The organism is Streptomyces sp. NPDC057623 (assembly GCF_042800355.1).
Taxonomy (GTDB): Bacteria; Actinomycetota; Actinomycetes; order Streptomycetales; family Streptomycetaceae; genus Streptomyces.
Window position 1 is genome coordinate 51,932 of the sequence record NZ_JBHVGZ010000010.1, and the last position, 15,070, is coordinate 67,001.

Below are 15,070 nucleotides of genomic sequence, written 5' to 3' on the forward strand. Positions count from 1 at the left end.
GGATGACTGTGAACGCTGACCGATTGCCTGAGACTGCCGCGCCCGGTGTTCCCGCCCCACCGCCCGGCCTGGTGGTGGTCGGCCACTTCGACCAGCCGCCGACCTACGGCATCAGCCGGCCGCGCGGCGCGGACAGCTGGCTGTTCACCTGGACGACCGGCGGACGGGGCCGGCTGTGGCACGGGAGCACCGAGGCGCGGGCCGGGGCGGGCGACCTGGTGGTGCTCGCGCCGGGCGTCGCACACGGCTACGGAGTCGAACCGGGGGCGCGGCACTGGCAGTTCTGGTGGGTGCACTGCCAGGCCCGGCCCTCGTGGCGGTCCTGGCTGCGCCCGTACGACGCCGGCGAGGGGATGTACGTGGTCACGCCGACGCCGGACTCGGTGCACGGCCGCGTCGAGGAGGCGTTTCGCCGGATGCTCGCCGACGCCCGCTGGACGGGCACGGAGGCGCCGCCCGTGACGGCTCCGGGGGACGAGTCGGTCGCCGTCGCCCATGGCACCGCGGCCCGCGAACTCGCCCTGTGCTCACTGGAGGAGGTTGTCCTGCTCACCGCGGGCACCGCGCGGGTCCAGCCGTCCCCGCCCGGCGTCGACGACCGGGTGCGCCGGGCGGAGGCGCTGATCGCCGCCGACCCGGCCGCACCGCACACCGTGCGCTCGCTCGCCGAGCAGGTCGCCCTCTCGCCCTCCCGGTTCGCCCACCTCTTCACCCGGCAGCTCGGCCAGTCACCGATGCGCGCGCTGCGCGAGGCACGTCTGCGGCACGCCGCCAGGCTGCTGGAGAGCACCGACCTCTCCGTGGAACGGGTGGCGGCCGCCTCAGGGTTCGTGAGTCCTTTTCACTTCAACCGCGTGTTCCGTGAACGGTACGGGACGCCGCCGGGGGCGTACCGGGGGCGCGATCCAATGGTTGGCGCATGACTTGTGAAGGCGCGGTGAAGGTCCGTACGTCCGTATGACCAGGCATGAAAGTCGGAGATCGGCCGTTCAATGGTTTGCGCTCGATCTCGCCGGGGGCTGAGTGAATACCATTTCCAATGCGCCCCGCTGATTTGCCGTAATCGCCATGGAGCGGCTATTGACCAGTCGTCAAATAGCGACCGCCGCGCACGCAATGCACAAGAACTGGAATCGCTTGTTCTCTGTCCCTGACCTGTGAAAAGGTGTGCCTCGCTCCCCAGTGCCCCAGGCTTCACAAGAGCCGCGCCCGGAGCATACCCGTAGGTATGGACCTTTAATGCCGAATGCCCTCCGGAGGAATGCCGTCGTGCATGACGCAGGCCCGTCGAATTCGCCTGGCGACGCCCGACTCTTCGATGTGACGGACGCTCAACTGAGCGCCGAACTGAAGAAGTGGACGGGGGTGTCACCGGCGCTGCACCCCGTCGGTGAACTCCTCGACCGGCACTGGGAGGCGGGCTTCGCCTACGCACGGCTGTGCACCGCCGACGCCCGATCCGCGGGCATGCTCACCACCGCGTCCTTCACCCGGCTCTTCGGCGAGACGCTGCGGCAGACCGGCCCGACGGCCGCGTGGCGCCCCCAACTGCTCGTCACCGTGCGCCGGATCGCCGCCGAGTGGGACAGCGACCACAGGCGCGAGCTGCTCCACCCCGAGTTGCGGTCCGAGACGGAGGGCGCGGAGCGCGTCGCCGCGCGACTGCTGCCCCCGGCGAACCGCCGTCTGCTCTCCGGAGCCTTCCAGCGGCTTCCCCAGACGGCCCGCTGCCTGCTGTGGCACACCGAGGTCGAGGCCGAGCCGCTGGCCGTACCGGCAGCGCTCCTCGGCCTCGACGCGGAGTCCGCCCGCATCGAACTGGGCCGGGCCTGCGAGCGGTTGCGCGAGGAGTGCCTCCAGGTCCACCGCGAACTCGCCCCCGAGCACGAGTGCCGCCAGTACCTGCGGATGCTGGACGTGACCTACCGGCGCGGCGGTGTCGACGTGGACCCGGACCTGCGCGCGCACCTGGACCGCTGCGGGCACTGCAGCGACACCGCCGACCAGCTGACCTTCTTCAACCAGGGGCTCGGCGGCGCACTGGCCGAGGCGGTGCTCGGCTGGGGTGCGAGACCCTATCTGGAGGCGAGAGCGCGCCAGGCCGAGGAGCCGGCAATGGCGACGCCGGTGCCGGAATCCGCCGTGCCGATCGCCGGCGAGTCGTTCTTCTCCGACGCCGCCGACTTCGTCGCTCCGGCCGATGTCCCGCCTCCTCCGGGACACGCCCCCGTTCCCGCCCCCGCCAGTGACGGCTTCGCCCCCGGTGCGGCTGCCTTCGCCGCCGGCGCGGAGATGCCCGCGCCCGCCCGGCCGCCGTTCGCCCCCGCGGGCGAGTCCTTCGCCGCCGCGACGTCCGACGCACCCGCGCAGCAGGGCCCCCGTGCCGGACGCCGGGCCACCCGTCGGACCCCCCGGCAGACCGACGCCACCACGGCCCCGTCCTCCGGCGCCTCCCGCACCTGCTCCGGCCGCGCGGCCCTCAAGGCCGCCCGCCGTGCGACCCGGCGCCGCAACCTCACCGCGGCCGTGGCGACCGTCAGCGCCCTCGTCGTACTCCCGTTGGTCATCTGGTCGGCCGGCGGATCCGAGGACGGATCCGCTCCGACCGCGAACGGCCGCCCCACCGAGGCGCCCGACGCCGACCCGGACGCCGACGCGGGATCCGCCACCGGCAACCCCTCCTGGGCGGGCGCCGCCGAGGCCGCGAAGGGGGAGCTGCGGGGGCGGCTGCACAACATCGGGTCCGGGCTGTGCGTCGCCGTCGTCGGTGGAAAGGCCGTCAAGGACGCCGAGACCGAACTCGCCAAGTGCTCCTCGGCGCCCGGCCAGCAGTGGTCGTACGAGACCGACGGGCTGGTGCGCAGCGCCGCGAACCCCGATCTCTGCCTCGACTCCCACCTCGGGTACTCGGTCCGTCTGGCCCCGTGCAAGGGTGCCGCCGATTCCGAGACCAAGAACGTCCGCTACGACTTCACCCTCCAGGGCACCCTGGTGCCGCGCTTCGACCAGGACCTGGCCCTGAGCCCCGCCGCCACCGACGGCTCGGGCGCCCTGGTCCTCAAGAGCCGCGAGGACGACACCGAAGCCCAGCACTGGGTCATCGACACGTCGAAGACGGAACCCCAGCTGGAGGTGGTCAACTGGGACACGAAGGCCGAGGAGGTGAAGACGCCGGCCCCGACCCCCACCTCCGAGCCGTCGAGGACGCCGACGCCCACGCCGACACCGTCCGCCACCCCGACGCCGCAGCCCACGGCCACGAGCCCGTCCCCGACCGACGCGTCCTGCTACCACAACCCGTACTCCTGCTCCTGGGACGACCAGAACGGCGGCTCCGGCTACGGGGGTTACGGCGGCGGCTACGGCTACGGCGGCTACGGGGGCTATGGATACGGCGGCCGCCGCTGACCGGACGGCTCAGCCGCCGGTGCCGGGCTGGAGGACCGTCAGGCGCACCGCGGACTCGTTCCCGGCCACCGGCACCTCACCGGCCGTCCACGTCACCTTCAGCGGATCCCGCTCGTCGGGCGGCGTCACGAGCAGCGTCGTCGGCAGCGCGGTACGGGCCCCGCTGATCTCCGGGCTGGCGAAGGACAGCCCGGCCCAGGCGCTCCGGCCCGGGGCCAGCGTGACGGCCGTGGGCGTGTCGGGGGAGCGCTGCGGATCGGGCCCGAGCTGCTTGCCGGAGGCGTCGACGAAGGCCGCACCCGGGTAGCCGCGGACAGTGCAGGTGCGGTCGGCCGAATTGGTCAGCACGATCGGGAAGTTGCGCTGTCCGGCCCCCGGACTGGGGCGTCCGATCGACGCGCGCAGCTCGGAGGTACGGCAGCGCGGTGCGGCGGCGCCCGACTGGGTCACCGGGCTCTCGGTGCCGACGGTGCCCGGCCCGGTCGTGCGGCCGCTCGTGGCGGCCGGTGGCTGTGCGGCGCCCGAGGAGCCGGCGCCGTCGTCGCACGCGGCCAGCAGGCCCAGCAGCGCGACGGCGGTCACGAGGGGAGTCGCTCGGTGTAAGGAGTGGAAGGTCCGTGCACGTCCCATGTCTGTCACGACTCCCCGCTTTCGCGCCGAGTACTCACTCCTCGTCGAGGAGTCCGATCTCCGCCCAGATCGTCTTGCCGTCCGCCGTGTGCCGGCTGCCCCAGCGCTGGGTCAGCTGGGCGACCAGCAGCAGCCCGCGTCCACCCTCGTCGAAGGTCTTGGCACGGCGCAGATGAGGTGCCGTGTGGCTGGTGTCGGACACCTCGCAGATCAGCGTCGCCGCGTCATGGATCAGCCGGAGCCGGATGGGATGGATGCCGTAGCGGATGGCGTTCGTGACCAGCTCGCTCACCACCAGTTCGGCGGTGAACGACGCCTCGGTCAGACGCCACACGCCGAGCTGCTCAAGGACCTGCTTGCGGATCGGCGCGACCAGCGCCGGGTCCGCCGGGATGTCCCAGGTCGCGACCCGGGAGGACGGCAGCCCCTGGGTGCGGGCCAGCAGCAGGGCCACGTCGTCCGCGGCGCCGCCCGGCGGGAGCAGGGCGTGCAGGACGCGGTCGCAGGTCTCGTCCAGCGAGTCCGAGAACCCCGACAGCGCGTCGCACAGGAGCGCGTGGCTGGCGTCGACGTCGCGTTCACGGGTCTCGATCAGCCCGTCGGTGTAGAGAGCGAGCACCGTGCCCTCGCGCAGCTCGACCTCGGCCGACTCGAAGGGCAGCCCGCCCAGGCCCAGCGGCGGTCCGGCCGGCAGCCCGATCTCCCGCGGGGCGCCGCCGGGCGGCACCATGACGGGCGAGGGGTGTCCGGCCCGGGCCATCGTGCACCGCCGGGAGACCGGGTCGTACACCGCGTACAGACAGGTGGCGCCGACCTCTCCGGAGACGCCGTCGGTGCCCGCCTCATCGGACAGCCTGACGACCAGGTCGTCGAGGTGGGTGAGCAGTTCGTCGGGCGCCAGGTCGATGTCGGCCAGGGTGCGCACGGCGGTGCGCAGCCGGCCCATGGTGGCCGAGGCCTGGATGCCGTGCCCGACGACGTCCCCGACGACCATCGCCACCCGCATCCCGGACAGCGGGATCACGTCGAACCAGTCGCCGCCCACGTCGGAGCGCGCCGCCGGGAGATAGCGCGAGGCCGCTTCGAGCGCGGCGGTGCGCGGCAGGGACCGGGGCAGCAGGCTGCGCTGGAGGGCGAGGGCGGTCTCGCGTTCGCGGGAGTAGCGGCGGGCGTTGTCGATACAGACGGCCGCTCGGGCCGTGATCTCCTCGGCCAGCAGCACGTCGTCGGGCGTGAACGGCTCGGGGTTCTCGAACCGGGTGAGCACGGCGACGCCGAGGGTGGTGCCGCGGGCCTGGATCGGCACCGACATGGTGGTGTGGATGCCGTACTCCTGGATGCGCTGGGCCCGTGCGGGGTCCCAGGAGAGCCACTGCGCGAGGTCGCCGGTCGCGGTCGAGGCCACGAGGGTGTGTCCTGCCAGCAGAGCGTCCGCTTGCGGCGAGGGAGTGGGATACACGTCCACATGCCCCGGCTTGACCACGGCTTCGGGGCTGCCGTCGTTGACCGACCGGTGGGCGGCCCGGCGCAGGCCGAACGGTGCGGTGAGCCGATCGGTGAGTGCCTCGCCGCCGTTCTCCAGGGGGTCCAGCAGGTCGACACTGACGAAGTCGGCGAGCGCGGGGACACAGATGTCCGCGAGTTCCTGGGCCGTCCGGGTGACATCGAGGGTGGTGCCGATGCGGACGCTCGCCTCGTTCACCAGTTGCAGCCGCTCCTGGGCCACGTACTGCTCGGTGAAGTCGTGTGCGGCGACGGACACGCCACGCACCCGCCCCCTGCCGTCGGTGATCGGGGCCATGCGGGCCAGCCAGGCGTGCGTCCTGTCGCCGCCGACCGGAACGTAGGTCCGTACGTCGGTGCCGCGGCCCGTGGTGAGCACGCGCAGGAGCTGCCGTTCGATGTCGACGCTCTGCCGTCTGCCCGTCAGTTCCGGTGCCCGCAGACCCCGCACATGCTCCTCGGACAGCTGGAGGACCTCCGCCATGACCGGGTTGATCCGGCGCAGCCGGAGCCGCTCGTCATAGATCGCGATGGCGCAGGGCGACGCGAGGAGCCCGACGCTGTCCAGCGGATCGTCGGGCAGCCGCGGGCCGTCCCCCTCCAGCGGGGTGACCACCAGCCAGCGGAAGGTCCCTTCACCCTGGGGCCGCAGACGATGGGCGAGCAGCCACACGGAGACCGTGCCCCCGTCGCGGCGGCGCAGCGTGAGGACGCCGTGCCAGCGCTCGCCCCACGGCGCGGGGCTGCCCTGCTCGTCGGCCAGCAGATCGATGGCCGGGCGCCCCACGACCTCGGCAGCTCGGTGGCCCAGCAGCCGCTCGGCGCCGGCGTTCCACTCGACGAGCACGCCGCTGTCGTCGATGACCGCCCGGGCCGTCGCGGCCTCGTCGAACGGATACTCCGGGCTCATGCTCGCCACTCCCACGCGCACACTCACGGTGATCAAGCGTGACACTCGCGGTCCAGCCTAGTGCTTCGGTGACCCATCCGTACCGGAACTACAGGGCGCACTCTTGACTGCTCCGCAGCCCTCCCCGTCAGAATCTGTTTGTTCACGATCAGTTGTGAGTACTTCTGGGCCCTGATGAGGGAGAGTCGCCATGACAGTCACTCGAAGATCGTTACTGCTCGCCTCCACGGCCGCCCCGGCGGCCGGAGCGCTGCTGAGCACCCCGACGGCACAGGCCGCGGAAGCCGCCGGGGCGGCCGGAGCCGCGGCCGGCCGCCGCACGGTCGCGTTGCGCGACGGCTGGCGCTTCGCCCTGGTGAACCCGGGCGGCATCACCGACCCGACCGGGCAGTACGCCGATGCCGCCGAGCCCGGTCACGACGACTCCGGCTGGCGCGAGGTCGCGGTGCCGCACGACTGGAGCATCGAGTTCGCCCCGACCACCGAGCACGGCACCACCAGCGGCACCGGCTTCTTCCCCGGCGGCCTCGGCTGGTACCGCCTCGCCTTCACCCTGCCGCCGGGCCTCGCGGGCCGGCGGATATCGGTGGAGTTCGACGGCGTCTACATGGACTCGTACGTCTACTGCAACGGCAAGGAGGCCGGCCGCCACCCCTACGGCTACACCGGCTTCGCCTTCGACCTCACCGATCTCGTGCACACCGACGGCGACACCGAGAACGTGCTCGCGGTCAAGGTGCAGAACCGGCTGCCCAGCAGCCGCTGGTACTCGGGCAGCGGCATCTACCGCGAAGCCCGCCTCGTCGTCACCGAACCGGTGCACGTGGAGCGCTGGGGTACGTACGTCACGACGCCGGAGATCGCCGAGGAGCGGGGCGTCGTCCGGGTCCGGACCTCGGTGGTGAACGCAGCCGGCGGCGGCGGGGACGTCGAGGTCGTCTCGCGGATCGTCGATCCCGACGGCCGTACGGTCGCCCGTACCGCCTCCACGCTCCCCGTCACCGACCGGGCGACCGAGACCCATGAACTCACCGTCCCGAGGCCGAAGGTGTGGGACTTCGAGACGCCGCACCACCGCTACACCCTGAAGACCGAACTGCGCGTCGGCGGCAGGACGGCCGACACCTACCGCACCACGTTCGGCTTCCGCACCTTCCGCTTCGACCCCGACGAGGGCTTCCACCTCAACGGCGTCCCCGCCAAGATCAAGGGCGTCGACCTCCACCACGACCTGGGCGCCCTCGGCGCCGCCGTCAGCGTCGACGCGATCCGCCGCCAGATGACCATCATGAAGTCGATGGGCGTCAACGCCTTCCGCACCTCCCACAACCCGCCCTCGCCGCAGATGATCCAGGTCTGCGAGGAGATGGGCATCGTGATGCTGGTCGAGGCCTTCGACTGCTGGCGTTCGCCCAAGACCCGCTACGACTACGGGCGCTTCTTCGACGAGTGGGCCGACAAGGACATCACCGAGATGGTGCTGGCGGCCCGCAACTCGCCCGCCGTCCTCGCGTGGTCGATCGGCAACGAGGTCTCCGAGTTCACCTCGACCTCCGGACTCGCCATGGCCGACCGGCTCATCGCCGCCGTCAAGGCCGCCGACGACACCCGCCCGGTCGTGATCGGCTCCCACCGCCACCGCAGCGTGCCCGCCCCGGGCTCACCCGGCGACCTGATCCTGGCCAAGCTCGACGGCCTCGGCCTCAACTACAACACCGCCAAGTCGGTGGACGCCCTGCACGCCCGCTATCCCCACCTGTTCCTCTTCGAGTCCGAGTCGTCCTCCGAGACGTCCACGCGCGGCGCCTACCAGGAGCCCGAGCGCCTCAACACCGGCGAGAACCACACCCCGGGCAGGCGCGCGACCTCGTCGTACGACAACAACCTCGCCTCCTGGACCATGAGCGGCGAGTACGGGCACAAGAAGGACCGGGACCGTAAGTGGTTCGCCGGGCAGTTCCTGTGGTCGGGCATCGACTACATCGGCGAGCCCACCCCGTACGACGTCTTCCCGGTCAAGGCGTCCTTCTTCGGCGCGGTCGACACGGCCGGCTTCCCGAAGGACATGTACTACCTGTTCCAGAGTCAGTGGGTCGACGAGCCGATGGTCCACCTGCTGCCGATGACCTGGAACCACCGTCAGGGCGACACGGTCGAGGTATGGGCCTACTCCAACGTCGACACCGTCGAGCTGTTCCTCAACGGAAAGTCCCTCGGCACCCGGACCTTCGACACCAAGAAGACCGTCGACGGCCGCCGCTACCTGGAGACCACCGAGGCGACCGGTGACGACAAGACCTTCACCGACGGTCCCCATCCCGGCAGCTACACCAGCCCGAACGGCAGCGCGGGCAAGCTTCATCTGACCTGGAAAGTGCCTTACGCGCCAGGGGAGTTGAAGGCGGTGGCCCGCCGGGGTGGCAAGGTGGTCGCCACCGACGTACTGCGCACTGCCGGTGCGCCGAAGGCCGTACGGCTGAGCGCCGACCGCAAGTCCCTGGCCGCCGACGGCCGTTCACTGGTCTTCGTGACCGCCGAGGTCGTCGACGCCCGCGGGGTGGTGGTGCCCGGTGCCGAGGACCTGATCACCTTCGAGGTGACGGGCGGCTCGCTCGCCGGGCTCGACAACGGGCGGGAGGAGAGCGCCGAGCGCTATCAGGCCAGTACCCGTACGGCCTTCTGCGGCAAGGCGCTGGCGATCGTACGGTCCGGTACGAAGGCGGGTGCTCTGAAGGTGACCGCGCGGGCCGACGGCCTGCGGACGGGCAGCGTGACCGTGCGGACGGCTCCTGCCCGTTCTGCGGCGCTCACCCCGGCCGCGGAGTTCGATCCGGACCATCCGGCGCCGGCCGACTACCCCCACGCGGACGCCAGTTACTCCGGCCGACCCGACACCCTCCCCGCCGCCATGCTCGACGGCGACCCGGCCACCGGCTGGTCCAACGGCTTCCTGAAGGCGGCCACGGCCCTGCTGCCTGCCTTCGACGGGGCTCGCCCCGACGACTGGGTCTCCGTGGACTTCGGGCGGACACGAACCCTGGACCGGGTGGAGGTCTCCTTCACCGTGGACGCCACGCACACGCTGCCCGCGTCGGTCGTGGCGGAGGTGTGGGACGGCCGACGGTATGTGCCGGTGGAGGGCGCGTCCGTGGATTGGGCCACCGCCTCCGACGCGCCGACCAGCATCACCTTTGACGCGGTACGAGGCTCCCGGCTGCGACTGACCCTGACCAGCGTCCACCCGGGGGAGTCCCGAGGCGCGATACGCATCAGCAAGCTGGAGGCACCCGCTACCTGAGCCGACTTCGCGATGGGGACAGGCCGTTCGGTCGCGCCCCGAAAGGGGCGCGGGGCTGTATCGATGTGCGGCTCCGCCGCGTGGGCGCGACCGGCCACAACGGCGCCGCAGCCGAAAGCCGCCCGTCCGGACCCGTTGACGCCGTGTCATGTCGCCAACAACCATGGCTGCGTCCGCCTCTGGGAGCGCTCCCACCCCGAGCGTAACCCGCCCCTCACCCGAGGAGCCCAGACGTGAAACGACGCAGAGCCACCCTGCTGACCCTGACGGCCCTGCTGGCCGCGGGACTGACCGCCGTACCGGCCGGCGCCGAAGAGGTCGAGCAGCTCAAGAACGGCACCTTCGACACCACCACCGCCCCCTGGTGGGCGAGCAGCAACGTCACCGCGGGCCTGTCCGAAGGACAGCTCTGCGCCGACGTGCCCGGCGGCACCACCAACCGCTGGGACGCCGCCGTCGGCCAGAACGACATCACCCTGGTGAAGGGGGAGTCGTACCGGTTCTCCTTCACCGCGAACGGCACGCCCGAAGGGCACGTCGTGAGGGCGATCGTCGGACTGTCGGCGGCGCCGTACGACACCTACTTCGAGGTGACGCCGCAGCTGAGCGTCTCCGGGAACTCGTACGCGTACACCTTCACCTCGCCCGTCGACACCCCGCAGGGGCAGGTCGGCTTCCAGCTCGGCGGCAGCGCGGACCCGTGGCGCTTCTGCCTGGACGACGCCTCGCTGCTGGGCGGTGTCCCGCCCGAGGTGTACGAGCCCGACACCGGGCCGCGGGTGCGCGTGAACCAGGTCGCCTATCTGCCCGCCGGGCCGAAGAACGCCACCCTGGTCACCGACGCCACCGGGAAACTGCCCTGGCAGCTGAAGAACGCGTCCGGCGCCGTGGTCGCCCACGGCTGGACCGTGCCGCGCGGCACCGACGCGTCCTCCGCGCAGAACGTCCACTCCCTCGACTTCGGCGCCTACCGCAAGCAGGGCGAGGGTCTCACGCTGGTCGCCGACGGAGAGACGAGCCGCCCGTTCGACATCGGGACGACCGCCTACGAGCGGCTGCGCCTGGACGCCGTGAAGTACTACTACACACAGCGCAGCGGCCTCGCGATCCGCGACGATCTGCGCCCGGGCTATGCCCGCCCCGCCGGACACGTCGACGTCGCACCCAACCAGGGGGACGGCGCGGTGCCCTGCCAGCCGGGTGTCTGCGACTACAGGCTCGACGTGACCGGCGGCTGGTACGACGCGGGTGACCACGGCAAGTACGTCGTCAACGGCGGTATCTCCGTGTGGGAGCTGCTGAGCACCTACGAACGCGAACTGCTGGCCCGCACCGGGGAGCCGAAGAAGCTGGGCGACGGCACGCTCGCCATCCCGGAGAGCGGCAACAAGGTGCCGGACATCCTGGACGAGGTCCGCTGGGAGCTGGAGTTCCTGCTGAAGATGCAGGTGCCGGCGGGGCAGCCGCTGGCCGGCATGGCGCACCACAAGATCCACGACGAACAGTGGACCGGCCTGCCGCTGCTGCCGAGCGACGATCCGCAGAAGCGCGAACTGCACCCGCCGTCCACCGCGGCGACCCTGAACCTGGCGGCGACGGCCGCGCAGGCGGCGCGCCTGTACAAGCCGTACGACGAGGGGTTCGCGGCGAAGGCGCTGCGTGCCGCCCGCACGGCGTGGTCGGCGGCGCTCGCGCACCCCGACCGTTACGCCTCCGAGAGCGACGGCATCGGCGGCGGCACCTACGCCGACAACAACGTCACCGACGAGTTCTACTGGGCGGCGGCGGAGCTGTATCTCAGCACGGGCGAGAAGGAGTTCGCGGACCACGTCCTCGGCTCGCCGGTCCACACCGCGGACATCTTCGGCGCCCTCGGCTACGACTGGGCCAGGACGGCGGCCGCGGCCCGGCTCGACCTGGCGACCGTGCCGAGCGGGCTGCCCGGCCGGGACAAGGTGCGCCAGTCCGTGATCAAGGGCGCGGACCGCTACCTGGCCACGCTGAGGTCACAGCCGTACGGGATGCCGTACGCCCCCGAGGGCAACCTCTACGACTGGGGCTCCAACCACCAGATCCTGCACAACGCCGTCGTCATCGCCACCGCGTACGACATCTCGGGCGCCTCGAAGTACCGTGACGGCGCGGTGCAGAGCATGGACTACCTGCTCGGGCGCAACGCGCTGAACATCTCGTACGTGACCGGCTACGGTGAGGTCGACTCCCGTAACCAGCATGCCCGTTGGTACGCCCATCAGCTCGACCCCAGCCAGCCGAACCCGCCGGCCGGCACGCTCGCGGGCGGGCCCAACTCAAGCATCCAGGACCCCTACGCACAGAGCAGACTGCAGGGCTGCGTCGGTCAGTTCTGCTACATCGACGACATCCAGTCCTGGTCGACCAACGAGCACACGATCAACTGGAACTCGGCCCTGACCCGGATGGCGTCCTTCGTGGCGGATCAAGGCTGACCTTCGCGTGCTCCACCAGCTCCCCGGGCCGCTCGTGCGCGGTGAGCGTGTGGAGCCGCGCCTGATCGAGCGGCTGGTGCACCTCGACGTACTCACCGTGCGGCAGCCGCTTGATCACGCCGGTCTCACGGCCGTGCAGCACCAGTTCCCTGTCCCGGAGCTGGAGCCCGAGACAGATCCGGCGGGTCACCACGAACACCACCACCGGGACGACGAACACCGCGACGCGGACCGTCCAGGTCACGGTGTTGATCGACAGATGCAGCCGGGTCGCCACGATGTCGTTGCCGCCGCCCGCCAGCAGCACCAGGTACAGGGCGATCCAGGCCGCGCCGATCGCGGTGCGCACCGGCCGGTCGCGCGGGCGGTCCAGCAGATGACGCTCGCCCTTGTCCTGGGTGAACCGGGCCTCCAGGAACGGGTACACGCCGATGAACACCAGCAGCAGAGGGAAGACCACGATGGGGATCAGCACCCCGAGGACCAGGGTGTGGCCCCACAGGGTGATCTCCCAGCCCGGCATGACGCGGACCAGCCCCTCGGCGAAGCCCAGGTACCAGTCGGGCTGGGCGCCGGTGGAGACCTGGTCGGCGCGGTAAGGGCCGTAGGACCAGACCGGGTTGACCGAAGCCACCGCCGCCATGAACGCGAGCGTGCCGAAGACCAGGAAGAAGAAGCCGCCCGCCTTCGCCAGGTAGACGGGCATGAAGGGGGCGCCGACGACGTTGCGTTCGGTGCGGCCGGGGCCCGCGAACTGGGTGTGCTTGTGGTACACGACCAGCAGGAGGTGCGCCACGACCAGCGCCGCCATGATGCCGGGGATCACCAGGACGTGCAGGGAGTAGAACCGGGCCACGATGTCATGGCCCGGGAACTCCCCGCCGAACAGGAACATCGACAGATACGTCCCGACGATCGGCACCGACAGCAGCGCACCGTTCACGAACCGCAGGCCCGTCCCCGACAGCAGGTCGTCCGGCAGGGAGTAGCCGAAGAGGCCCTCGAACAGGCCGAGGAACAGCAGGGACCAGCCGAACAGCCAGTTGATCTCCCGGGGCCTGCGGAACGACCCCGTGAAGAAGTGCCGCATCATGTGCGTGAGCATCCCGGCGACGAAGACCAGCGCCGCCCAGTGGTGCAGCTGCCGCATCAGCAGCCCGCCGCGCACGTCGAAGCTGATGTCCAGCGTGGAGGCGTACGCCTCGGACATGCGGACGCCGTTGAGGGGCAGGTAACCGCCGTGGTACGTCACCTCGTTCATGGAGGGGTGGAAGAAGAGGGTGAGGTACACGCCGGTCAGGATCAGCACGACGAAGCTGTACAGGCAGATCTCGCCGAGCAGGAAGGACCAGTGGTCCGGGAAGACCTTGCGCAGGTACTTCCGGCCGAGGGAATGGATGCCGAGACGCCCGTCGAACCAGTCCGCGACCCGCTCACCCCGGCCGGGCAGCTCCCGGGCGCTCACGCCTCCTCCCGGCGCAGGTGCGTCAGCTTGTCCGGGTTGCTGACGACGTACACACCGCACACCCGCTCACCGTCCGGCGTGAGATCCAGGACCAGGACGGCGTACGGCTCCCCACCCTGGAACAGCACCACCGCGTCGTCGCCGTTGACCCGCCGGTGGCGCAGCTCCAGGTGGCCCCCGCCGCCCTTCCTCGCGTACGCGCCGAAGAACCGGACCGCCTTGTCCCGGCCGTGCACGGGACGCAGCGCCGCCGGTTTCCGCTTGCCGCCGGCGTCCGTCCACACCGTGACGTCCGGTGCGAGGACCTCCATCAGCGCGGCGATGTCCCCGCCCACCGCGGCCCGCACGAACCGTTCGGTCGCCTCCCGTCGCACCCGCGGATGTGCCTCGTACAGCGGCCGCCGCGCGTGCACATGCCCCCGTGCGCGATGCGCCAGCTGCCGTACGGCCGCCGGGCTGCGGTCGATGATCTCCGCGATCTCCGGGTGCGCGTACCCGAACACCTCGTGCAGCACGAACACCGCGCGCTCCAGCGGCGACAGCGACTCCAGGACGACCAGCATCGCCAGCGACACGGACTCGGTGCGCAGGGCGGGGTCCTCGGCGCCGGTGTCCTCGTCGACCGCGACCAGCGGCTCGGGCAGCCACGGGCCGACGTACGTCTCCCGCCGGCGACTGATCGCGGCCCGCCGCGTCAGCGCGTGGTTCACGGCGATCCGCACCAGATACGCCCGCGGGTTGTCGACCCCGTCGAGCGGTGCGCCCGCGTTGCGCGCCGTCCACGACAGCCAGGTGTCCTGGAGGACGTCCTCGGTGTCGGCGACGCTGCCGAGCATGTTGTAGACGACGCCGAACATCAGCTCGCGATGCCCGACGAAGACGCCGGTCGCGTCGTCGGTGACGGGTACGGGGGTGTCGGACATTGCGGTGGCCTCCCAGTGCGCGCTCACTACTGCGAGGTCCGCGGGGGGCCGGAATGTGACATCCCAGGGTTGAATGTGACCCACGTCTCGGTGGTGAAGGGCCTGCGACAGCGAGCGACGGCGTGCCGCGCAGGGTTCCGCGGCCGCCTGGTACCGACGTACGTCACACTTGACCTGCGCGTATTTACGAGCAAGTACCCGAGCGGTACCGTGAGAGGCATGCCAGCTCTCAACGTGGAGTTCAGCGACCGCGAGCTTGAGGACCTGCGGCAGATCGCCAAGGAACGCGGTACGTCGATGAAGGCGCTCGTGCGCGAGGCCGCAGCGGCCGACATAGCCCGGCACCGGGCCTTGCAGGAGGGCGCCGAGGCGTTCCGCCGGTTCTTCGCCTCGCATGCCGACGAGTTCGCGGCGGCCTTTCCCGACGACGAACCGTCGGCCAAGGGCGAGGGGCGGGCTGCCTGA

General features: G+C 71.3%; 9 protein-coding genes. 5 read left to right on the forward strand and 4 right to left on the reverse strand.

The window, feature by feature from the left end; all coding sequences use genetic code 11:
• The first annotated feature begins 2 nt into the window (after nucleotides 1-2).
• Nucleotides 3-923, forward strand: a complete 921-nt coding sequence (locus ACFU95_RS13385; RefSeq protein ID WP_383826207.1) for a helix-turn-helix domain-containing protein — start codon at nucleotides 3-5, stop codon at nucleotides 921-923.
• Nucleotides 924-1,269: 346 nt separating this feature from the next.
• Nucleotides 1,270-3,408 (forward strand): ricin-type beta-trefoil lectin domain protein, encoded by a 2,139-nt coding sequence (locus ACFU95_RS13390; protein WP_383826209.1) that lies wholly within the window; start codon nucleotides 1,270-1,272, stop codon nucleotides 3,406-3,408.
• A gap of 9 nt (nucleotides 3,409-3,417) precedes the next feature.
• Here the strand turns inward: ACFU95_RS13390 and ACFU95_RS13395 are convergent, their stop codons facing one another.
• Nucleotides 3,418-4,038, reverse strand: a complete 621-nt coding sequence (locus ACFU95_RS13395; RefSeq protein WP_383826212.1) for a DUF4232 domain-containing protein — start codon at nucleotides 4,036-4,038, stop codon at nucleotides 3,418-3,420.
• Between the two features lie 34 nt (nucleotides 4,039-4,072).
• Complete coding sequence (locus ACFU95_RS13400; protein ID WP_383826215.1) at nucleotides 4,073-6,451, reverse strand: SpoIIE family protein phosphatase; 2,379 nt, start codon at nucleotides 6,449-6,451, stop codon at nucleotides 4,073-4,075.
• A 190-nt stretch (nucleotides 6,452-6,641) separates the two neighbouring features.
• On the opposite strand from ACFU95_RS13400, the gene ACFU95_RS13405 reads away from it, so the two are divergent.
• Both ACFU95_RS13405 and ACFU95_RS13410 read left to right on the forward strand, forming a co-directional pair.
• The gene (locus ACFU95_RS13405; protein WP_383826218.1) at nucleotides 6,642-9,749 is read left to right on the forward strand and encodes a glycoside hydrolase family 2 TIM barrel-domain containing protein; all 3,108 of its coding nucleotides are present in this window, start codon (nucleotides 6,642-6,644) and stop codon (nucleotides 9,747-9,749) included.
• A gap of 233 nt (nucleotides 9,750-9,982) precedes the next feature.
• Nucleotides 9,983-12,217 (forward strand): glycoside hydrolase family 9 protein, encoded by a 2,235-nt coding sequence (locus ACFU95_RS13410; RefSeq protein WP_383826221.1) that lies wholly within the window; start codon nucleotides 9,983-9,985, stop codon nucleotides 12,215-12,217.
• Here ACFU95_RS13410 and ACFU95_RS13415 read toward each other — a convergent pair.
• Nucleotides 12,162-13,682, reverse strand: a complete 1,521-nt coding sequence (locus ACFU95_RS13415; protein WP_383826223.1) for a cytochrome bc complex cytochrome b subunit — start codon at nucleotides 13,680-13,682, stop codon at nucleotides 12,162-12,164. The genes ACFU95_RS13410 and ACFU95_RS13415 overlap by 56 nt on opposite strands.
• Entirely contained in the window at nucleotides 13,679-14,605 is a 927-nt protein-coding gene (sigJ, locus tag ACFU95_RS13420) for an RNA polymerase sigma factor SigJ (protein WP_383826226.1), read from the reverse strand. The genes ACFU95_RS13415 and sigJ overlap by 4 nt, the downstream gene beginning before the upstream one ends.
• Nucleotides 14,606-14,824: 219 nt before the next feature.
• Here sigJ and ACFU95_RS13425 point away from each other — a divergent pair, with 219 nt between their 5' ends.
• Complete coding sequence (locus tag ACFU95_RS13425) at nucleotides 14,825-15,070, forward strand: hypothetical protein (protein WP_048578995.1); 246 nt, start codon at nucleotides 14,825-14,827, stop codon at nucleotides 15,068-15,070.

Coding starts and splice junctions, on each gene's coding strand:
- ACFU95_RS13385 (WP_383826207.1), top strand. CDS start 3: ATGACTGTGAACGCTGACCGATTGCCTGAGACTGCCGCGCCCGGTGTT.
- ACFU95_RS13395 (WP_383826212.1), bottom strand. CDS start 4,038: ATGGGACGTGCACGGACCTTCCACTCCTTACACCGAGCGACTCCCCTC.
- ACFU95_RS13400 (WP_383826215.1), bottom strand. CDS start 6,451: ATGAGCCCGGAGTATCCGTTCGACGAGGCCGCGACGGCCCGGGCGGTC.
- ACFU95_RS13405 (WP_383826218.1), top strand. CDS start 6,642: ATGACAGTCACTCGAAGATCGTTACTGCTCGCCTCCACGGCCGCCCCG.
- sigJ (WP_383826226.1), bottom strand. CDS start 14,605: ATGTCCGACACCCCCGTACCCGTCACCGACGACGCGACCGGCGTCTTC.
- ACFU95_RS13425 (WP_048578995.1), top strand. CDS start 14,825: ATGCCAGCTCTCAACGTGGAGTTCAGCGACCGCGAGCTTGAGGACCTG.